Below are 20,351 nucleotides of genomic sequence, written 5' to 3'. Positions count from 1 at the left end.
GTTCACCCGGGCGGCCCCCCCCCCCCGCGCCGGCGGGGGGGGGGGGGGGGGGGGCCGCGCCCCCCCGCCCCCCCCCCCCCGACCGCTCCCGCCACCGACCGCTACTCCCCCGGCCCGTCCGGTCCGCCCGGCTCCACCGTGAGTACGTCGTCCACCGGCCTGCGCCGGGTCAGCGGGCCCAGGGGGCCGTAGCCGAGCCGGATGACCATATGGACATGGCCCATCGCGGACGCCGGGTCGCGGATCGCCCAGCGCAGATCGCTCCACTCCAGCACTTGGGAGGCGACGGAGGTGGCGAGGCCGTCGAGGGTGGCTTCGAGGAGGACGCGTTCCATGGCCTGGCCCGCGCGGAGCCAGTCCGCCGGATGGTCGCGGACCGTGCCGAGCAGGGCCAGCTGGGGGGAGTCCTCGAAGACGGCGGACTCCCGGACGAAACCGGGATCCGGGCCGGGCGCGCGGGCCGGGTCCCCGCCCGGGGCGGTGTCGGAGGCGGCGGCGGGCGGCCCGGAGTCGGCGATCCGGTCGCCGGGCGCCGGGGTACGCGGACGGGCCGCCGACGGGTCCGGCGCGAAGTCCCGGACCGGGGCCGCGCCGCCCCGGCGCCGGGGGCCCAGGGCGTACCGGGGGATGCCGTCGTCCGCCACGCCGCCCTCCGCCGGGTCGCCGATCCAGTGGGCGATCTCGGCCCGGTGCGCGGGATCCTCCTGCTCACGGGCGAGCGCCTCGCCGCTGAGTTCGAGGATGGTCCGCCGGTGGAAGGCGTCGGGGAAGGCGAGTCTGGCGCCTTCCATCAGGGCCGCCCGGCCCAGCACGTCGAGCAGCGACGGTTCGATCCGCTCGTCGTCGAAGGGCACTCGGCTGGTGTGGCGGCGGCGCAGCGCCGGATACAGCTCGGTCAGTTCGTCGTACGACTCCGGGCGCCGGGCGACCAGGGAGACCTCGGCCAGCAGATCGGGGTCCTCGGGGTCCGGCAGCAGTTCGGTGACCGCCTGCCACCCGGCGTGCGCGGCGGCGACCCGCAGATTGAGCACGGCGGCGGCACAGCTGATGTGCAGGGCGCGGCGCTCGGGGTCGGTCGACGGCAGTTCGCGGGCCGGATCGGCGCGGATCGTGAACGTCCGGCCTCCGGGGTCGTAGCGGAAGAGCCACGGCTGGGCGTTGTGCAGGGACGGGGCGAGGGTGGCGTCCTCGACGAGGGACGCGATCAGCGCGTCGTCGAGGGGCAGGGCCTCGGCGGGTGCCGCAGGGGTCGGGGGCACGGGTATCGGCTTCCTGCTGGGGGCCCCGCCCGGGTCGCGGCGGGGTCCTTCCAGCGTCCCCGGGGGCCTGCCGGAACGAAAGGCCAAAAGTCCTATATGGTAAATAAACCAATAGAACTGGATTTTACGTTTCTTTTTACCTGGCTTTCTCCCCGGCTCCGGGTTCCGGTGCCGGGGCGGGGACGGTCGTGAGGACAGCGGCGCGTTCCCCGGGGAGACTGGTCCGGACGGCCAGCCCGTGAGCGACGTCCCTCTCCGTGAGGAGGTGGCGGCAGATGACGGCCGAGGAGTACGGCAGGAGTACGGAAACGGACCCCGGGACGGGTTCCGGTACGTACTCCGAATCGGACCCGGGAGCGGTCCCCGACGCGGGGAAGGCGGCCGGGGGCTGGGCGAACCGGCTGCTGACCGCCCCGGACCCGGCCGCCCTGCTGACCCGCGCGCTCACCGACGGCCTGGCCGGTCTGGGCGCGTACGGCGGCTCCGTCTTCCTGCTCGACGGGGACGGCTGGCTCCGGCTCACCGTCTACGAGGGCACCGACGAGGAGAGCATCCGGCGGTTCCCGGTGGTCGCCCCGGACTCCCCGCTGCCCGCCGCCGTCGCCGTACGGGAGCTGCGGACGGTCTACGGGGTCTCCGACGAGCTGGCGGAGCGCTATCCCGATCTTTCGGCGATGCGGACCTCGATACGGTTCGCGGTCGTACCGCTGACAGCCGACGGCCGGACCTTCGGGGTGCTGGTGGTCCAGTACGACGGGCCGGTACCGCTGCCGCCCGGGGACGACGCGCTGCTGACCGCCGTGGCGGAGGTGTACGCGCACCGGCTGGAACGGCTGCTCCTACGGGACCGGGACCACGACCAGGTCCACCATCGGGACCACGACCGGGACCAGGGCCGTGACCTGGGCCATGACTCGGCCCGGGAGCCCTCAGGACAGCCGGAGCCGGGTCCGGGCCGGAGCCCGAGCACCGTCCCCGGACCGGCGGCTGCGGCGGCAGCGGCGATGAAAGCGGCACCTCATAAGAGGACCGGGAGGACCGGAGGGGCAGGGGGCTCCGGCCGCCCGGAGCCGCCCAGCGGCCGTACCCGGCTCGAACTCGCCATGTCCAGCGGCAATATCGGCTCCTTCGAGTGGGACATCCCCTCCGGTACCGTCATCGCCGACGAACGCACCATCCGGCTCTTCGGTCTCGACCCCGACCGCTTCGACTCCCTCGCCGAGTCGTTTCTCCGCACCATCCATCCCGACGACGTCGACCGGATCCGCGATGTCATCGCCGACAGCCTCCAGACCGGCGACCACCACGCCGCCCACCGCGTCGTCTGGCCCGACGGCTCCGTCCACTGGCTGGAGTCGAAGGGCGCGGTGGAGCGCGACCCCAACGGCGGGCCCCGGCTGATGATCGGCGTCGTCTGGGACGCCACCGACGAACGGGAGCGGGCGAAACGGCGCGAGACCCGCCGGGAGTTCGTCCTCAAGGTGACCAACTCCTTCGCCTCCGCGCTCTCCACCGAGGACGTGGTCGACACCATGACCGGCACGGTCCTGCCCGAACTGGGCGCGAGCGCGCTGGCCATCCATATCGAGCACGAGGGACGGCTACTGCTCGCGGGCGCCGTCGGCTATCCCCGCGAGACGCTGGACCGGCTGCGGGTGATGGGCACCGTGGACGACAACCCGATGGCGGAGGCCCTGCGCGCCGGACACCCCCTCTTCTTCCGGAACCGCGCGGAGTACATCCGGCGCTTCCCCGACCCCCGGGTCCGGCCGTCCGAGGAGCACGGCGCGTACGTCCTGATCCCGCTGACCTCCGCCGACGGCACGGTCGGCAGCTGTCTCATCTCCTACGAACACCCCCGGGAGTTCGGCGCCGACGAGCAGATCGTGACCGCCGCCATCGCGGGCATCCTCACCCAGTCACTGGCCCGCGCCCGGCTCTCCGACCTGTTCCGGCGGCGGATGACCGAACTCCAGGAACTGATGATGCCGCGCGCGCTGCCCCGGCTGCCCGGCTTCGAGATCGCCGCGCGATATGTTCCGGCGGCCGAGGGCATGCAGGTCGGCGGCGACTGGTTCGATCTGCTGCCGCGCGAGGACGGCGGCGCGTCCCTGGTCATCGGGGACGTGGAGGGGCACAGCGCGCAGGCGGCGGGCGTGATGGGCCAGCTCCGTACGGCGCTGCGGGCCCACGCCGACGACGGCTACCGGGCCGAACGGCTGATGGCCCGGGGCAATCGCACCCTCTGGGGCCTCGATACGGACCGCTTCGCCACCTGCTGCATCGTGGACGTCTCCCCGCGCGCCGGACATCTCCAGATCGTCCGGGCCGGACACCCCTCGCCGCTGCTCGCCGAACCCGACGGCACGGTCCGCGAGCTGGAGGTCCCCGGCGCGCTGCCGCTCGGCTACACCCCGGCCGACCGCTACCCCGTCTACCACGAGCGGCTGGCGCCCGGGGCCGCGCTGCTGCTCTACACCGACGGACTGGTGGACACGCCCGACCGGCCCTACGAGGACGCGGTGGCGGCGGTCTCCCGGCGACTCTCGGCCTGGACGACCCGCCCGCAGCACGACAATACGGACCGGACGGCGGATCTGGAGGCGCTGGTGGAGAGCCTGGTCTCGGACGGCCCGGCGCATCCCGGCTACGACGACGTGGCGGTACTGGTGGTCCGCCGCACGTCATGGGAGTCGGGCCCGGTGAAGCTCGCGGGCTGACCCGCCCAGTCACATCGCGCCCGTCACATCGCGGCCCGTCCCCGCCCCGCTGTCCGCTGTCCGCTGTCCGCTGTCCGCTGGATATGCCTAGCGCCCATGCCCCATGGCACAAGCGCCCCCGTCCCGGGGTGGAAACGGCCCTTTCCGTCCGATGAGTTCACCCGCCGGAGGAGTGTGGCGGAAGGGGGGACGTACCCACTGACCGAGACGGGTGGCTCGTATGACACAGCGGGATACCGGCGCAACAGAGACCACGCAGACACCAGGTACGGGGACCCGGCGGACGACGACGAAACCGTTCGCCCAGGACGGCACGACCGGGCCGGAGACCGCGCCGCGGAACCGGACCGCGAAGGACGACTCGCCCCCGGGGGCCAGGACGGCGACCGCCCCCGGCGGACGCGTCAACGGCGGCCCCGGCCCGCGTACGGAGAAGGCGGGCGGCCCCGGCGACGCGAAGGCGTCCCGCGAGAAGACCGACCGGACGCCCGGCGATACCCCGAAACCCCCGAAACCCCCGAACGACTCCGACACCCCCGATTCTCCCGAAGCTCCCGAACCGCCCGAGGAGGTCTCCGAGTCCGAACGGCTCCTCTTCGGCGGCCCCCTGCGCTACGAGGCGGGCTGGAGCACCCATGACGGATCGTTCCTCGAACTGAACCTCCGGGCCATGATCATCCGGATGCCGGGGCTGATCGCCGCCACGATCGGGCTGGCCAACCGGGCCGATCCGCGGGCCCTGCGCCGGGTCGCGGGCGCCGAACTCGGCGGCGGCATCGCCCAGGCGGTCGGTCTGATCGCGGTCAACCAGGTCCTGGTCCATCTCCTCGGCGGCGGCGCGACCGTCGACCGGATGGCCGCCGCAGTCCCGGCGCTGATCGCGGTGGCGCTCACCGCGCTCGTCGGCGCGCTGCTGCGGTCGGTCTCCACGGCCGGTACGGGCCGGCTCGAACCCAAGGTGTTCCGGGTCGCGACGGAGGAGTATCTGGAGCGGGTCGCCCGGGTCGAACTGTCGGCGGTCGAGGACGAGCAGTTCCACAAACTGCTGGACTCGGCGCAGTGGGGCGCGGAGTCCGCCCGCCGGATGATCCGCTTCTCGACCTCGGTGGTGAACGCGGGTATCTCCCTCGTCGCCGCGGCCGGGGTGCTGACCGTGCTCCATCCGGCGCTGTTGCCGCTGCTGATGCTGATGACGCTGCCCAGCGCGTGGAGTTCCCTCACCATCGCCCGCCGCCGCTATGTCTCCTTCCATACCTGGGTCCAGCACGCCCGGGCCGGGCAGCTCCTCGGCCGGCTGCTGATCGACGCCCAGGCGGCGCCGGAGGTACGGGTCCACAACATCGGCCCGTTCCTGCTGCGGCACTTCCGGATGATGGCCGAGACCGGGGAGCGCGAGCAGACCCGGCTGGCCGGACTCGCCGCCCGTACCGGACTGGTCGCCTCCGGATGGACGGGGCTGGCGACGGGGGCCACGTACACCACCCTCGGACTGCTGCTCTGGACCGGCACGATGGATCTGGCGGTCGCCGGGACGGCCGTCATCGCGATCCGTACCGGCTCCGCCAACCTGGAGTCGCTGGTGGTCCAGCTCAACCTCCTCTACGAGGAGAGCCTCTTCGTCTCCGACCTCGACACCCTCTGCAAGGAGGCCGACCGGCGGCTGATCCCCGCCACCGGCCGCCCGCTGCCCGAACACGTCGCCGCCGTACGGTTCGAGAACGTCAGCTTCACCTACCCCGGCGACAACGGCACCCCCGCACTCGACCGGGTCGACGTCACCATCCCCGCCGGGCGGATCGTCGCCCTCGTCGGCAACAACGGCTCCGGCAAGTCGACCCTCGCCAAACTGCTCTGCGGGCTCTACCCGCCCGACACCGGCCGGGTGATGTGGGACGACGTGGACGCCACCGAGGCCGACCGGGCCCAGCTCTTCGACCGGATCGCGATCGTCGCCCAGGACTTCTTCCGCTGGCCCTTCACCGCCCGGGTCAATGTCGCCATCGGCCGCCCCGACGCCCCCCACGACGAACCGCGGCTGGACGCGGCGGCGGCGTACGCGGGAGCCGACGAGACGGTCGCCTCGCTCCCCCGCGGCTGGGACACCCTGCTGGCCCGCGGCTACCGGGGCGGCCACCAGATCTCCGGCGGTCAGTGGCAGCGCCTCGGCATCGCCCGCGCCCGCCACCGGGACGCCCGGATCCTGGTCGTCGACGAACCCACCAGCGCCCTGGACGCGGAGGCCGAACAGCGTGTCTTCGACCAGATCCGCGACATGGCGGCGGACGGCCAGACGATCGTCCTGATCACCCACCGGCTGCACAGCGTCCGCCACGCCGATGTGATCTACGTCCTCGACCAGGGCCGGGTCGTCGAGCACGGCTCGTTCGGCGAACTCATGTCCCCCGAGGCAACCGGCGCCTTCCGCCGGATGTACACGGTCCAGTCCCGCCAGTACGCCTACGAGGAGGAACCGGCCCTGGACTGACCCGGACCGCCTCCCCCTCCCCGGCCCCGGCCACGCCCCCGCGTCGGGGCGGGGCCGGGGAGCGGGCCCGGGGGGAGCGGGGCGGTTACGCCCAGCCCTCCTTGTTCGTATACGACTCGTAGGAGTAGCGGGTCGCGCGGTCCCACTCCTCGCCCGTGAGGTGTTCATGGGCCCGGTCCGGGACGTAGAGCAGGGCCTCCGCCCAGACGAAGTCCTCGGCGTACGGGGCGAAGAGGGCGGGGTCGGCGAGGACCCTCTCGTAGACGGCCCGGCCGTCGGCGACCACCGCCGCGCGGGTGTAGAGGAAGGCGTCGCCCGAGAGGTCGGCGCCGAACTCCCGCCGGTCCAGCCGGTACAGCGCGTACGAGAGTATCTCCGCGAAGCCGGTGATCTCCGACAGACGGCCCCGCGACAGCCGGGCCGTCAGGGCGTCGGCCAGCCGGTCGGCGTCCGGGTCGTCGCCCGCGGGGCGGCATTCCTCGATGAGCTGCCAGAAAGAGTCCTCGTCCATGAAGTCGAGGATGCACCGGGGTACTGACAACGGGACCGTATCCGGGTGGAGCCGATTCCGGGCCGCCCCGCCCACCGCTCCCCGACCAGCCGGTGGCGGGGTGGTGACGGCCGGGGTGACGGAGACCTCGGCGGTTCGGTGACGGCCGAGGTCGTGGCGGTCACGGACCGCGTCACACCGCGGGTGACACGGTCCGTCCCGGCCGGTGTCGGGGGCGGGGTCACGGTCCGGGTGACGGATGTGTGACGGCCGGGGTGACAAATGGCGTGACGGATGGCGCGACGGATCGGGGCGGGCCGGTCCGGGCTATCGGGGCCGTACGGCCGCCGGGGTGGCGCCCGGGGCGTAATCCCAGCCCGGGTCGACGAGCCGGGAGGCGGGGACATCGGCCGGGGCGGCGCCCGGGGAATCGGCCGAGGTGGCGCTGTCGAAGAGATTCATCGCTCTGCGGAGGTCCGTTCGGAATCGGGGTCGGCGGTCGGTTCGTACTCCCCGCCGGGCGTGGCCGACGGCTCGGGGGCCAGCTCCAGCAGGTCGTCCTCGTACGGATACGGCTCGTACGCGGACCGTGGTCCGGGGGCGGGAGCTACGGGGGGCGCGGGGCTCTCTGTGCTCTCCGTGGTCTCGGGTGCTGCGGGTATTGCGGGGGCGGCGGGGGCGGCGGGGCTCTCACCGGAGCCGTCGGCGGGCGGCGGGACGGGCATGGGCTTCTCCTCCTCGGACCGGGGGTCGGGGCCGGTTTCAAGGCCGGTTCGGGGCCGGGGTTCGGGGCCGGGCGATTTCCGGTCGGGCAGCCCCGGCGCCGACTCCGTACCCGCTCGTTCGACGGATACCGCGCGCCCGGCTGCGGCGTACGGCTCGAAGGGCGGGGCGGGCGGGTGCGAAGGCATGGAGACCTCACGGTGACGGAGCGTCGGGCGGGCCGGACGCGGTCCGGTCGCCGACGGACGACGGCGACCGGACCGTCATCGTGCTACAGGGCGAAACACGCCGCCGGGTTCCCTGTCGGGGCGGCTTCTCCCCAATCGTGTCCGGATTTTATGCCTGGCGGACCGGCAGCGGGAGTGGTCTCGCGATCGTCCACGCGATCCGCCGGGCGCCACCACATATCCGTTCGCCCCCTTTTCGATCCCCTGCGATCCTTTCCGCGTCCACTGTCGGATCCGCCCGCCCACGAGGTCATATGAGAACCGATGTACAGAACTTCGCCGTCGCCAATCTGCGCCGCCGCCCCGAGCCGGTCGAAGTCGGCGGCTTCGTCGCGGGGTTCGACCCCTCGACGAAGGAGCCCTATCTCAACTACGCCACGCCGCTCGCCGGTTGCCGTCCCACGGACGCCGACGTCGCGGCGCTGATCGGGGCGTTCCGGGAGCGGGGGCTGCTGCCCCGGCTGGAGTTCGCGCCGGACGCGGTGCCCGAGGTGGCTCCGGCGCTGCGCCGGGCGGGGTTCGTGACGGAGGCGACGCACAGCTATCTGGTCTGTACGCCGGAGGCCCTGACGCCGCCCGCCGGGCCGGGGGTGCCGGTGGTGGAGACACCCGGTTCGGACGAGGAGTACGCGGCGGTGGACGCGGCGCTCTCGGCCGCGTTCGGCGGGGAGTTCCCGCCGTCCGCCGAGGGCGTGGCCCGGCTGCGGCGTACCGAGGATTCCGGGGGCGCGACCCGATTCGTACGCGCCCCCGGCGGTCTGGTCGCGGGGGCGGGGACCTGTTCGCCGCCCGCCGAGGGGACGTCCGAGCTGGCGGGGGTCGGGACGCGGCCGGAGTTCCGGGGCCGGGGCGTGGCCGGGGCGGTGACGGCGGCGCTCACGGCGGCCCTGTTCGACCGGGGCGCGGAATCGGTCTGGCTGGAGGCGTCGGGGGACGGTTCGCGGCGGGTTTACGAGCGCCTCGGCTACCGGGTCTCGGGGACGCGGCTGTATCTGCGGCTGCCGTAGTGGCACGGGGTCCGGCCCCAGCCCCCGCCCGGCCCGGGCGACCCTAAATGCCCCCTATGCCGGATATCGTGGATATGCAAACTTTCCCCGTCCGGACGATCCTTTCGAACATTTCTTCGAAAAGGTTTATCGTGGGCCCCGACGACACGGGAGGGAGAGTTGTGGCTGGTGAGAGGAGGTACGGATGTCCTTTACGCATCTCCGTACCGCCTCCGGGTTCTCCCTCCGCTACGGCGCCAGCCATGTCCACGACCTGGCCGGACGCGCCGCCGAGCGCGGTCTCGACGCACTGGCGCTGACCGACCGGGACAGCCTCGCGGGCGCGGTACGGCACGCCAAGGCGTGCGCGGCGGCCGGGATCAGGCCACTGTTCGGCGCCGACCTCGGGGTGCCCGCCGCACCCCGCCCCGGCCCGCCCGGCGGCCCCGGGCGGCAGCACACCAGAACACCCGCGAAGGGCGGGGTCTTCGTCGCCGAGCCGACCCGGCGCGCGACCTTTCTGGCCCGGGACGCGGCCGGATGGGCGACGCTCTGCCGACTCGTGTCGGCATCGGCGTCGGCATCGGCATCGGCGTCCGGTGACAGCGCCGGGCGCCCCGGGGAATCCGGCCTGACCTGGGACGACCTCGACCGGGCGGCACAGGGTCACACCCGCGCCGCCGGGTCTGTCACCCCGGTCACGTCCACCGTCACGTCCTCGGTCACCACCATCTCCCCCGGCGGTCCCTCCGGCGGGCTCTTCGTCCTCCTCGGCGCCGATTCCGAGCCGGGCCGCGCCCTGGCCCGGGGCCGCCCCGATCTGGCGGTCCGGCTGCTCGAACCGTGGCGCGACCGGTTCGGCGACGCGCTGCGGATCGAGATCGCCTGCCATGACCGCCCGGGTACCGGGCCGGGGTCGCTGCGCCTCGCCGCGCGGCTGCTGGGCTTCGCGGAGGAGCAGGGCATCACCGCCGTACTGACGAACGCGGTCCGGTACGCCGACCCCGGTCAGGGCGAGATCGCCGACATCCTCGACTCGGCGCGGCTGCTCGTCCCCGTGGACACCCGCGACGGCTCGGCGCTCGACGGCGGGGAACGCTGGCTCAAGGACGCCGGTGACATGGAGCGGATCGCCGAACGGGTCGCCGAGGCCACCGGCGGCGGACAGGTCGCGGCCCGGGCCCGGCGGCTGCTGGCGGCGACCGAGGAGACCGCCGCCGCCTGTGTCGTCGACCCGGGCGACGCCTTCGGCCTGGGCCGGCTCCATCTGCCCGAGCCGCATCTCATCGGCGCCACCCGGTCCGGGGCCGACCGCGAGCTGGCGGCCCGGTGCGCGGCGGCCATGATGCACCGGGGCCACCACCGTGACCCCGGCCGCTGGGACCGGCTGGAGAGCGAGCTGCGGATCATCGCGGGCCTCGGTCTGGCCGGGTACTTCCTGACCATGGCGGAGATCGTCCGGCTGGTGAAGGAGATGGGCGTACGGATCGCCGCGCGCGGCTCCGGCGTCGGCTCGCTCGTGGTCCATCTGCTGGGGATGTCCCCGGTGGACCCGGTCGAACACGGACTGGTGATGGAACGGTTCCTCTCCGCGTACCGCACCGCCATGCCCGATATCGACCTCGATGTGGAGAGCGCCCGGCGGGTGGAGGTCTATCAGGCCGTGCTGAAACGTTTCGGCAGTGATCGGGTGGCGACCCTCGCCGTCTACGAGACGTACCGCGCCCGGGGCGCCATCGAGGCCGTCGCCCGGGCCCGGGGCCTGGAGCCCGACGAGGCCCGGCGGCTGGCCAAGGCGTTCCCGCAGATCCGGGCCCGGGACGTCCGGGCGTCCCTGCGGGAGCTGCCCGAACTGCGGGAGGTCGCGGGCGAGGACCACGGCAGGCTCTGGGCGCTGGTCGAGGCGCTGGACGGGCTGCCGCACGGTACGGCCATGCACCCGTGCGGGCTGCTGATCTCGGACGGCGGGCTGCTCGACCGCGTCCCCGTGGTCCCCACGACGCTCGACGGCATCGCCATGACCCAGTTCGACAAGGAGGACGTCGAGGACACCGGTCATATAAAAGCCGATCTGATCGGCGTGCGGATGCAGTCGACGCTCGCCCACGCCGTGGCCGAGATCGACCGGGTCACCGGCGAGCACCTCGATATCGACGACCCGGCACAGGTGCCGCTGGACGATCCGGAGACGTATCGGCTGATCGCCTCGGCCCGGACCATGGGCTGCTTCCAGATCGAGTCGCCGGGCCAGCGCGACCTGGTCCGGCGGCTGCGGCCGCGCACGATCGACGACATCACCCTCGACATCAGTCTGTTCCGGCCGGGCCCGGTCGCCGCCAATATGATCGATCCGCTGATCGCGGTCCGCGACGGCCGGACCCGGGTCGGCTATCCGCACGAGGACCTGCGGGAGATCCTGGCCGAGACCGGCGGCCAGGTCGTCTTCCACGAGCAGGTCATCCGGATCATGACGACGATGACCGGCTGCGATCTCGGCCAGGCGGACGAGGCCCGCCGGGCGCTCTCCGACCGCGACCGCAAGGGGCGGCTGCGCGCCTGGTTCGCCGACCGGGCGGGACGGCGCGGCTATCCGCCGCAGGTGGTGCGGGATGTGTGGAAGGTGCTGGAGGGGTTCGGCGCGTACGGCTTCTGCAAAGGCCACGGCGCGGCCTTCGCCCGGCCCACGTACCAGTCGGCCTGGCTCAAGACCCATCGGGCGGCGGCCTTCTACGCGGGGCTGCTCACCCATGACCCCGGGATGTACCACAAGCGGGTCTTCGTCGCGGACGCCCGGCGGAACGGGGTGCCGCTGCTGCTGCCGGAGGTGAATACGTCCCACGGCGCCACCAGGATCGAACTGGTGTCCGGCGACAAGGGTGAGAAATGGGGCGTACGGCTGGGTTTCGCGCATATCCGTGGCATCAGCGATACCGAGACCGGGCGGATCGTCGCGGGCCAGCCCTATGTATCCCTCACCGACTTCTGGCGCCGCGCCCACCCCAGCCGCCCGGTCGCCGACCGGCTGGCCAGGATCGGCGCGCTCGACGCGCTGGGCACGGGCGGCCGGGCGGGCCGCCGCGAACTGCTGCTGGAGATCGCGGAGCTGCACCGCCACGGCCGTACGGCACTGGACCCGGGCCAGTTGCCGCTGGAAGAGGCGGCACAGTCGGCGAAGGGGGCCCCGGCCGAGCCGTCCGGTACGCCGGAGGGCCCCGGCCCGGCGCAGGGCCCCGGCCCCCTGAACACGTACGCCCCCCGCGGCACAGAAGGCACCAAACGCACCGAAACCCCCGCCGCGGAAGCCCCGGCCACGGAACCCCCGGCCACCCCCGACGGGCTCCCCGCCATGGACGACTGGGACCAGCTCGCCGCCGAACTCGACGTACTCGACATGGATGTCAGCCGCCATCTCCTCGACGACCACCGGGCCCTGCTCACCGATATCGGCGTGACCCCGGCCGCCCGGCTCGGCGAACTGCCGCACGGCACGACGGTCCTGGTCGCCGGGGTGAAGGCGGCCACCCAGACCCCGCCGATCCGGGGCGGCCGCCGGGTCGTCTTCGCCACCCTCGACGACCCCACCGGCCTGTCCGACCTCGCGTTCTTCGAGGACAGCCACGACCGGTGCGCGGCGACCGTGTTCCACAGCGCGCTGCTGCTGGTCCGGGGCACGGTCTCCCGCCCCCGGAACCGGCCCGGCAGCCTGAGCGTCACCGGCGTCGCCGCCTGGGACCTGGCCGAGCTGATCGAACTCCACCGCGACGGGGGCGCGTCGGCCGTCGCCGACCGGCTGACCGGCGCGACACCGGCCCCGTCCCGGGCCCGGGACGACGGGCGGAGCGCCCGGAGCCGTACCCTCACCGAACCCACCGGCTATGTGATGAACGCCTGGTCCGATCTGCGCCCGCCGGGTGTGCCGCTGGTCGGCGGCCGTACCCTCCATCACGCCAGCCGGGGAAGCGCGGGGTGACCGGCGATGATCCTCTATGTGCACTTCGGACTGCGGGCGGTCGCCGAACTCGGCGACACCGAGGCCGTGTTCCGGCGGCTGGTCGGCCTGGTCGGCGGGATCTCCCCCATGACGCAGCCGCTGCCACCAGACGCGCTGCTGGCCGATGTCGCCGGGGCCCGGCGGTACTTCGACCGCGACGCCCGCGATCTCGCGGCGCTGGTCCGGCTGCGGATCGCGGCGGTCCACGGCGTGGACTGCACGATCGGCGTCGGCCCCAATCCGCTGCTGGCCAGGATCGCGGCCCAGTCCGGCCCGCCGGGCACGATCCGCTGCGCGCCGGAGGACCCGGCGGAGATCGCGGCGTATCTGGCGCCGCTGCCGGTGGCGGTGCTCCCCGGGGTGGGCCCGGCGACGGTACGCACCCTCGCGCCGTACGGCCTGACGACGGTCGGCGCGGTCCGGGACACCCCGGCCGCGACCCTCCAGCGGATCCTCGGCGGCCCGGCGGCCCGCCGCCTCGGCGAGTACGCCCGGGGCACCGACCCCACCCGGGTCGTCCCCGCCGCGCCACCCGAAACGGTGGCGGCGACCCGGGAGTTCCCCCGCGACGAACTCGACCCGGACCACCACCGCCGGGCGATCCTCGGCTGCGCGGAGGAGCTGGGCTGGCGGCTGCGCCGCGACCACCGCGCGGCGGCCGCTCTCACCCTGACGGTCGGCTACGCGGACGGCACGACGACGGTCCGCACCCGTACGCTCCCCGAACCGACCGCGCACTCCCGGGCGCTGGCCGACGAGGCGTACCGCCTCCACGCGACGTTGGCCCTCCAGCGCGCCCGGGTCCGTACTGTCACACTCCGCGCGGACCGTGTCACCACCGAGTCACACGCCACCCACCAGCTCACCTTCGACCCCTCGGACGACCGCGCCCGCCGCCTGGAGGCCGCCGCGGACCGCGCCCGCACCCGCTTCGGCCCGTCGGCGGTCCACCCGGCGTCCCTCACCCGCCGGGGCCCGGATCACTCCCCCTGACGCGGCGACGGCAGGGACACCGGCGCCGGAACCAGCTGGGAGACGATGCGCCAGACGGCGGTATTGGGGTTCTCCCCCGGCGGCGGCTGGTGTTCGTCGCGTTTCCTCGCGCACTCGATCGCCCGGTCCACGCCGCCCAGATAGTCGGCGATCCGGATACCCGTCTTGTCGTAGGCGGGGAGATGGGGCTTCAGCCGTTCCTTCACGGAACGGTACTCGGGCAGATGGCCGGCGTGATCGCAGAAGTGCAGCAGCAGCCAGTACTCGAAGCAGGGGTTGGATATGGCGAGGCGGACCTGTCTCCGGTCCGCCTCGGTGATGCACTGACGTACGTCGAAACTGTCGACGTCGAAGACGGCCCAGCACTCGTCGAAGTCGTCCGGGGCCTTCTCGAAGAGATCGGCCGCGGTGCGGACGACATGGAGGGGTGACCGGGGGTCGGTCTTCACCTTGACCGTGACATTCGCGGCACGTAAGTGGTCGCGTAACGCCTCGAAGTAGTCCTTCTCGGTTCTCCGGCCCCCGCAGACGACCAGCAGACGTTTCTTGATCTCCCTCTTCGCCGTGTTCGGCCTGCGCCCCTGTGATCTGGTCGTACGGAAACGAGAAGCCACGCACCCTCCCCTGGTGCACCCCGCCGGGCCCGGCGGGCGGACAGTCTTCTGGACGTCGGACCCTCAGGAGAAAGCTGCCTCGAAACCGTTCTCACTGAGGTAGGGAACTCCGCCCACGGATCCCCCCAGATAGCGCTTCTCCCAGTTCAACCCCTCCCTCGGTTTGAAGTCCGTCAGCGGATACAGCTCCGTACTTCCCGTGTCGGGGTTCTTCTGGGTGAACCAGATCTCGTCCCGGCGCAGCAGTTCCTCACCCCGGTTGCGGCCCATCAGGGACGCGTCATGGGTGGTGAAGATCAGCTGGGCGTTGCGGGGGTTGGAGTCCGGCCGCTGGAACAGCTTGATCATCTGGGCCAGGAGAAGGGGGTGAAGGCTGGTGTCCAGTTCGTCGACGACCAGGGTGTTCCCCTCGTCGAGAGCCCTGACGACCATGCCGGAGATGTCGAACCAGGTCCGGGTGCCCCGGGACTCCTGGTCGAGCGTGAAGTCGTGCTCCGCCGCGCCCCGGTGCCGGAAGGCCAGCGCCGATTCCGTTTCGATCAGGGTCCTGAGCTGGTGCGGAAGCTCGGGGCGCGTACCCCGGTAGTGGACCGTGGCCTTTCCGTTCCGATGGGAGACCCGGAAGGCGGTACTGGGCTCCGTACGGTCGGGATCCTCGCGGAACTCGATCTCGAAGTCCTCCACCCGGGTCTCGCTGATCCCCAGATCGGCCGCCGCGATCAGCTTCTCGACCCGGCCCCGCCGCACCTCGTCGCGGAGCAGCGCGATGGTGTTGCGGCGCTGGGTCGACCGGCTGCTCTCCGTGTCGTCCGCGAACCAGAGCCGCCGGGCGAACCAGTCGTGGACGGCTTGGGATTCGGCGTTGTTGGCCTTGGCGGATGTGGAGATGTAGAGACCGGTGACCGGGGTGATCTCCTTGACCACCTCGGCCCGGGCGGAGGCGAAACTGGGCCCGAAGTAGTACTCGCCATCGCCCCGCTCGGAGTCCCGCTCGAAGAGGACCCGCTTCTTCTTCTTGGGGAAGGCGTGCAGCCATTCCTCGGTGACGCGCTCGGCGGTCGCGGAGAACCCGTAGGCGTACCGGACCCCTTCGATGTCCAGCTCGACGGCGAAGGAGGTCGGCTGCCGAGCGGATTCCTGGTCCAGCAGGAAGGGCGTGAGGCGGATCCTCCCCCGCCGGTTCCAGCCGCCCTGGTCGGTCACCGCGTCGTGCAGGAACTCCAGGGCGCGTAAGACATTGGACTTCCCGGACGCGTTCGCCCCGTAGACGGCGGAGACATTGAGCGGGGCGGTGCCGTCCCGGTAGACGGGGCGGAGGTCCAGCTCCTGCGGCTCTTTCAACGATCGGTAGTTCGCGACCCTGAAATTGATCAACACAAGCTATCCGCCTCCTCCATTCGGCCCACCAACTCGCCTTGTGAACAAGTGAATTGCAAGATAGGTCGCCACTCAGGCTAGGGGGCGAAGGGTCGACCGTAAAGCGGATCAGGCGGACGGCAGGGCCGCGAATATGTTCGGAGCGGATGATCCGGAACGGACGAACAGTCCCGTACGGCCCGGGGCGCGGCGGCAGGGGCCGAGCCCCGCTCAGGCCACGATCAGCCGGAGGCCGAGTTCCGCCGCGTCCAGACCGGCGAGTTCGGGGTTGCGTTCGGCCCACCGGCCGGAGTCGAGATCGGCCCGGAGCGCGTCCACCGCGCGCCGTTCGGCGGCCGGCCCGACCCGGGTCCAGACCGAGACCGCGCGCCGGACCTCCTCGTCCAGATACGCCTCGGGCCGCCGCCAGTGGGCCTCGAAGAAGCCGTCGGCGCAGTCCCAGGGGATCAGTACGGGCTCCGTACGCCCGCCGATCTCCCGGACCAGCCGGTCCAGCGGAGGGCGTCCGGCGACCAGTCCGGCGACCTCGGGGAGATAGTCGCGGCTCAGCCAGAACCGGTGCCGCCAGCCGGGGTCGCCGGTCTCGTGGGTGAACACCACCACACGCCGGGCGACCCGGCGCAGCTCGCGCAGCCCGGCGAGCGGGTCGCGCCAGTGGTGCACGGTGCTGAAGGCCATGGCGGCGTCGAAGGACCGGTCCTCGAACGGCAGCCGCTCCGCGTCGGCGGCCACGCAGGGCGCGGCGCCCGGGGGCCGCCGCGCCCGCATCACGGCGGACGGCTCCACGGCGGTCACCTCACGGTCCGGGGGTTCGTAGGAACCGGTCCCGGCCCCCACGTTCAGTACGGTCCGCGCGTCCCCGAGGGCGGCCCAGACCTGGGCGGCGATCCTCGGCTCGGTCCGCCGGGTCGCCGGATAGGCCGCCCCGATCAGGTCGTACAGCCGCCCGCCGGACGATATCGCTCCGCTCTCCGTCACCCGTGCCTCCAACTCCCTGTCGACCGCCGCCACCATGGCGGCGGCTTGGTCGCGCCGCTCCAGCAGCAGCCCGCGCAGCCGCCGCAGCCGGGCGACGGGGTCCGTGCCCGGGTCGTCGACCAGATCCGCGATCTCCCGCAGCCCGAACCCCAGCCGCCGGAAGCCCAGCACCGCCCGCAGCCGCGCCACGTCGTCCGCCGAATAGGCCCGGTACCCGGCCGGGGTCCGCGCGGACGGCCGGACGAGCCCGATCTCGTCGTAGTGGTGCAAGGTACGGACACTCACCCCGGCCAGCTCCGCCACGCGCCCCACGGTCAGCTCTTCCGCCATACGACCGACGATGCGGTATCACGTGACGTGAGGGTCAAGGGGCCCCGGTCCCGGTCGGCATGTCGCGTCAACCGGCGAGGAATTCCCTACGGAATACGAGGCGCACCGACCGTGCTCGACCGACCCCTGGTCACCGAACGTCCGCCCCGGAGCACAGGACCAGCCCTCGGGAACGGTCGCCGAGGATGTGTTCGGGGCAGGTGACGCGCCCCGGGTGGACCTCGACGGGCACGGTTGTCGTACGCCCACAGCTGTGACACCTCGCGGTGTCGGGTGCGGGTGGTGGTTCGGTGAGGAGTCCGTCGCGGGTCACCGGATCCACGTCCAGGCGGGTCCGGGGCGTGCGGCTCGTACGGCGACGGGCTGTTCGAAGTGGAGCCCGTGGCGGGCGACGATGAGCCTGCGGGCGTGGGGTGGGGCGGGGGTGCCGGTGCGGGTGGCGGTGGCCCGGGCCCGGAGGATGTCGCGGGCTTCGTCCTGGGAGGGGCTGGTCCAGGGCCGGACCCATGGATCGACCGGAGGCCGGACCACCAGGATCACGGTGGGAGGGTTCCGGCGCGGCTTGAGTAAAGCCCGCACGAGGGTAATCAGGCTGAGGATAAGGTCGCGCATACGACAGGTCAGCTCCTGTATGGCTGGTCGGTTGAGCCCCGATGGACCGCTGCGAACGGTCGGTCGGGGCGTCTTGGTTTTGTGTGGGTGGTCCCGGCTCCGTGCCGCGGGGGATGGGTTGTACGGAGCCGGGACCCGTTCCCGGGCCCGGGGCGTGGGGCCACCGAACCCGGGAGCTATCAGGCCCGCCGGGGCCGGACCGGCGCCCGCATACGCGGCTTGGGGCACTCCGGATGCGCGTACAACGAGGGCCGCGACCCGGACGCGGAGAACCCCAGCATCAGCAGGGTCTCCTCGGTCCGCTCCACCAACCGCTCGCAGTACACGCAGTACTCCGGAAACCCACCCAACACCGGACCGCAGACGTCACTCACCGCACACCGCCCACGAGGACGAGCCGGTACAACGGAACGATCCCCCGCCCCCGCGCACACTCCGCATGCCCGAACACCGGCCGCCGCCGCTCACCAGGCGCCCCCGAAGCCATCCGGATACAGGCGTCGGCTCCCGGCTCACCACATACAGCACACAAGCGTGCCCTTACCTGCTGATCCGTCATTACGGCGCTCCCGCTTCCACTCTCGGCGATCGACTGCGAACGCACCGTAATCTGGGCTACAACGGATGGAGGCACGCACTGTGCGTGCCCTGCGCTAGGAGCCGCCATGGAGGCTGGACGCATCGGCCGCCGGATCGCCTATTGGCGAGAGCGCCGAGGGCTGACGCAAACCGACTTCGGCCGTCTCATGGGCCAGGCCAAGCGTTGGGTCCAGGACATCGAAGGCGGCAAGCGACAGAACGACCCACGCCTTTCCGTTCTCCTGCGCGCGGCCGAGGTGCTGCGTGTGCCCTTGGAGTACCTCCTGTCCGACAACAGGCCCGCGCCCACCCCCGACATGACGACCCCGCCGGAGGTCCTCCGTGTGCTCGACGCACTCCACCTCGCCGGAACCGGAAGCGATGTACCGGTTCCCCCGATGGCCGGTCTTCGACGCAGGCTTGTCTACTGCTGTGAAGCGTTCCAGGCATGCCACTACACGTCCCTCGGCCGGGAGTTGCCCGGCTTGATCCGGGGGGCAGAGCAGCTCGTGTACGACTCCCCTGCCAACCGTGGCGCCGCAGCTAGGGCACTGCTGTCGCGGGTGTACCAGCTCACGACGTCCTATCTGCACAAGTACGGCCCGCCCACCGCCACTCCGGCGGCCCTCGCCGCTGATCGGGCTCTGAACTCGGCAGAGCTGTCGGGCGATCCGGTGCAGGTCGGAGCCGCCGCACGCCGTGTGGCCAAGAGTCTCGTCTACCAGAACCGCCCGGAAACAGCGGCGGATTTCGCATCCGGCTACGCCCGGCGGCTCGCCTCCGAGCTTCCGGGCCGAGGTGCTGTCGGCTTGTCGACGCTCGGCATGTTGTATCTGTCCGCCGCGCTCGCCGTATCGTCCCGGGAACGCACGATCGATCACGTCCGCACCGCCTCCGGATTCATCGACGAGGCCGCCGAAGTAGCGCGACGGCAAGGAGCGGACCTCAACGAGGACTGGACGATGTTCGGGCGCACCAATGTGACCCTCCACCGAGTGGACATGCTGGTCCGCTTCGAGGACGGCTGGTCGGCACTCGAAGCCGCCAAGGCGCTCACCCCCGAGTCGATCAGCACGCTCAAGCCGGAAAGACGGGCCAGGTTCCACCTGTCCAAGGCCCACGCCGGGCTCCTCACACGGCAAAAAGAACAGGCCGCGGACGAACTACTGCTGGCCCATGCACTCGCACCCGAGGAAGTCGAACGCCGTCCCCGCAACACCGCCCTCGTCAAGGACACTCTCAGGGTTACCGCGATCCCCGACAGCCGGTTGCGGGCGCTCGCCGGACGCTGTGGACTGCGGGCATGACGACGCCTGTCCTCTACCTCATCGCCTGTGCCGCAGGGGCCACCCAGTACATCGACCACGGCGTACGCGCCGCCCGGGAGGCGGACTGGGATGTCTGTCTCGTCCTGACCCCGTCCGCCGCCAGCTGGTGGCAGGACCGGATCGGCGAACTCACCGAGCTGACCGGCCACCCCGTACGGTCCCAGTACAAACTCCCGGGCGACAAGGACGCCCTGCCCCCGGCCGACGCCATGCTCGTCGCGCCCCTGAGCTGCACCAGCCTCAACAAGTGGGGGGCGGGAATCGCCGACACCCTCGCCATCGGGCTCGTTTCCGAAGGTGTCAACATGGGCGTCCCCGTTGTGGCGATGCCCTACTTCAACCAGGCCCAGGCCCGGCAGCCGGCCGTCACTCGCAGCATCACCGATCTGCGCGCCCAAGGCGTGATCTATCTCGACGGGACCCACGGCTACCAGCCCCACCCGCCCAAGCACGGCGATCCCATCTCGTTCCCCTGGCACACCGCCCTCGCGGCCGCCGCCGACGCCCTTCAGGGCAAGGCGCGGCACGACCACGCGTAGCCCAGGGCACCAGGGGTTCCGAGCCGTGCCATGGTCGGGCACCGTCCACCAACCCGCCTGGCCCGGCGAGATGCTCGCCGACTACCGGGCGGACGCGTGAACTCCCGTCACCGCACCGCC

General features: G+C 72.3%; 16 protein-coding genes. 7 read left to right on the top strand and 9 right to left on the bottom strand.

The annotated features are described in order from the left end of the window. Positions 1-101: 101 nt before the first annotated feature. Entirely contained in the window at positions 102-1,259 is a 1,158-nt protein-coding gene (locus tag AB0G74_RS06450) for a nitroreductase (RefSeq protein ID WP_361141341.1), read from the bottom strand. A 275-nt stretch (positions 1,260-1,534) separates the two neighbouring features. Between AB0G74_RS06450 and AB0G74_RS06445 the strand changes: the two genes are divergently transcribed. Together AB0G74_RS06445 and AB0G74_RS06440 are read left to right on the top strand one after the other, a co-directional pair. Further along, positions 1,535-3,979: a SpoIIE family protein phosphatase gene (locus AB0G74_RS06445; protein WP_361141339.1), complete on the top strand. Its 2,445-nt coding sequence runs from the start codon at positions 1,535-1,537 to the stop codon at positions 3,977-3,979. Between the two features lie 670 nt (positions 3,980-4,649). After that, positions 4,650-6,464, top strand: a complete 1,815-nt coding sequence (locus tag AB0G74_RS06440) for an ABC transporter ATP-binding protein (RefSeq protein ID WP_361141358.1) — start codon at positions 4,650-4,652, stop codon at positions 6,462-6,464. An 85-nt stretch (positions 6,465-6,549) separates the two neighbouring features. On the opposite strand, the gene AB0G74_RS06435 is transcribed toward AB0G74_RS06440, so the two are convergent. The 3 genes from AB0G74_RS06435 to AB0G74_RS06425 all read right to left on the bottom strand — a co-directional run bounded on the left by AB0G74_RS06435 (position 6,550) and on the right by AB0G74_RS06425 (position 7,679). Then, positions 6,550-6,975: a DUF4240 domain-containing protein gene (locus tag AB0G74_RS06435; RefSeq protein ID WP_361141337.1), complete on the bottom strand. Its 426-nt coding sequence runs from the start codon at positions 6,973-6,975 to the stop codon at positions 6,550-6,552. Positions 6,976-7,281: 306 nt separating this feature from the next. Then, on the bottom strand, positions 7,282-7,416 hold the full coding sequence (locus AB0G74_RS06430) for a hypothetical protein (RefSeq protein ID WP_361141335.1): 135 nt from the start codon (positions 7,414-7,416) through the stop codon (positions 7,282-7,284). Further along, positions 7,413-7,679: a hypothetical protein gene (locus tag AB0G74_RS06425; RefSeq protein WP_361141333.1), complete on the bottom strand. Its 267-nt coding sequence runs from the start codon at positions 7,677-7,679 to the stop codon at positions 7,413-7,415. Before AB0G74_RS06425 ends, AB0G74_RS06430 begins: the two co-directional genes overlap by 4 nt. A gap of 479 nt (positions 7,680-8,158) precedes the next feature. On the opposite strand from AB0G74_RS06425, the gene AB0G74_RS06420 reads away from it, so the two are divergent. The 3 genes from AB0G74_RS06420 to AB0G74_RS06410 all read left to right on the top strand — a co-directional run bounded on the left by AB0G74_RS06420 (position 8,159) and on the right by AB0G74_RS06410 (position 13,874). Continuing rightward, positions 8,159-8,911, top strand: a complete 753-nt coding sequence (locus AB0G74_RS06420) for a GNAT family N-acetyltransferase (RefSeq protein WP_361141331.1) — start codon at positions 8,159-8,161, stop codon at positions 8,909-8,911. Positions 8,912-9,095: 184 nt separating this feature from the next. Then, a complete protein-coding gene (locus AB0G74_RS06415; RefSeq protein WP_361141329.1) occupies positions 9,096-12,860 on the top strand; it encodes a PHP domain-containing protein in 3,765 nt (1,254 codons plus the stop codon). 6 nt (positions 12,861-12,866) lie between these two features. Next, positions 12,867-13,874 carry a hypothetical protein gene (locus AB0G74_RS06410; protein WP_361141327.1) on the top strand — a complete coding sequence of 336 codons (1,008 nt, stop codon included), beginning with the start codon at positions 12,867-12,869 and terminating at the stop codon, positions 13,872-13,874. Here the strand turns inward: AB0G74_RS06410 and AB0G74_RS06405 are convergent. The 5 genes from AB0G74_RS06405 to AB0G74_RS06385 all read right to left on the bottom strand — a co-directional run bounded on the left by AB0G74_RS06405 (position 13,862) and on the right by AB0G74_RS06385 (position 18,135). After that, positions 13,862-14,488: an RloB family protein gene (locus AB0G74_RS06405; RefSeq protein WP_361141325.1), complete on the bottom strand. Its 627-nt coding sequence runs from the start codon at positions 14,486-14,488 to the stop codon at positions 13,862-13,864. The two genes, AB0G74_RS06410 and AB0G74_RS06405, sit on opposite strands and share 13 nt — an antisense overlap. A gap of 63 nt (positions 14,489-14,551) precedes the next feature. Continuing rightward, positions 14,552-15,829 carry an ATP-binding protein gene (locus AB0G74_RS06400; protein WP_361141323.1) on the bottom strand — a complete coding sequence of 426 codons (1,278 nt, stop codon included), beginning with the start codon at positions 15,827-15,829 and terminating at the stop codon, positions 14,552-14,554. 246 nt (positions 15,830-16,075) lie between these two features. After that, the gene (locus tag AB0G74_RS06395; protein WP_361141321.1) at positions 16,076-17,173 is read right to left on the bottom strand and encodes a MerR family transcriptional regulator; all 1,098 of its coding nucleotides are present in this window, start codon (positions 17,171-17,173) and stop codon (positions 16,076-16,078) included. A 309-nt stretch (positions 17,174-17,482) separates the two neighbouring features. Then, positions 17,483-17,785, bottom strand: a complete 303-nt coding sequence (locus tag AB0G74_RS06390) for a hypothetical protein (protein ID WP_361141319.1) — start codon at positions 17,783-17,785, stop codon at positions 17,483-17,485. A 179-nt stretch (positions 17,786-17,964) separates the two neighbouring features. After that, positions 17,965-18,135, bottom strand: coding sequence for a hypothetical protein (locus tag AB0G74_RS06385; protein WP_361141317.1), 171 nt, complete (start codon positions 18,133-18,135; stop codon positions 17,965-17,967). Positions 18,136-18,450: 315 nt separating this feature from the next. Here AB0G74_RS06385 and AB0G74_RS06380 point away from each other — a divergent pair, with 315 nt between their 5' ends. Both AB0G74_RS06380 and AB0G74_RS06375 read left to right on the top strand, forming a co-directional pair. Further along, positions 18,451-19,671 carry a helix-turn-helix transcriptional regulator gene (locus AB0G74_RS06380; protein ID WP_361141315.1) on the top strand — a complete coding sequence of 407 codons (1,221 nt, stop codon included), beginning with the start codon at positions 18,451-18,453 and terminating at the stop codon, positions 19,669-19,671. Next, a complete protein-coding gene (locus tag AB0G74_RS06375; RefSeq protein WP_361141313.1) occupies positions 19,668-20,231 on the top strand; it encodes a flavoprotein in 564 nt (187 codons plus the stop codon). Before AB0G74_RS06380 ends, AB0G74_RS06375 begins: the two co-directional genes overlap by 4 nt. Positions 20,232-20,351 lie beyond the last annotated feature (120 nt).

Source organism: Streptomyces sp. NPDC020875, from assembly GCF_040641415.1.
In the GTDB taxonomy this organism is placed as follows: Bacteria; Actinomycetota; Actinomycetes; order Streptomycetales; family Streptomycetaceae; genus Streptomyces.
This window is presented reverse-complemented; position numbering and strand designations above follow the sequence as displayed.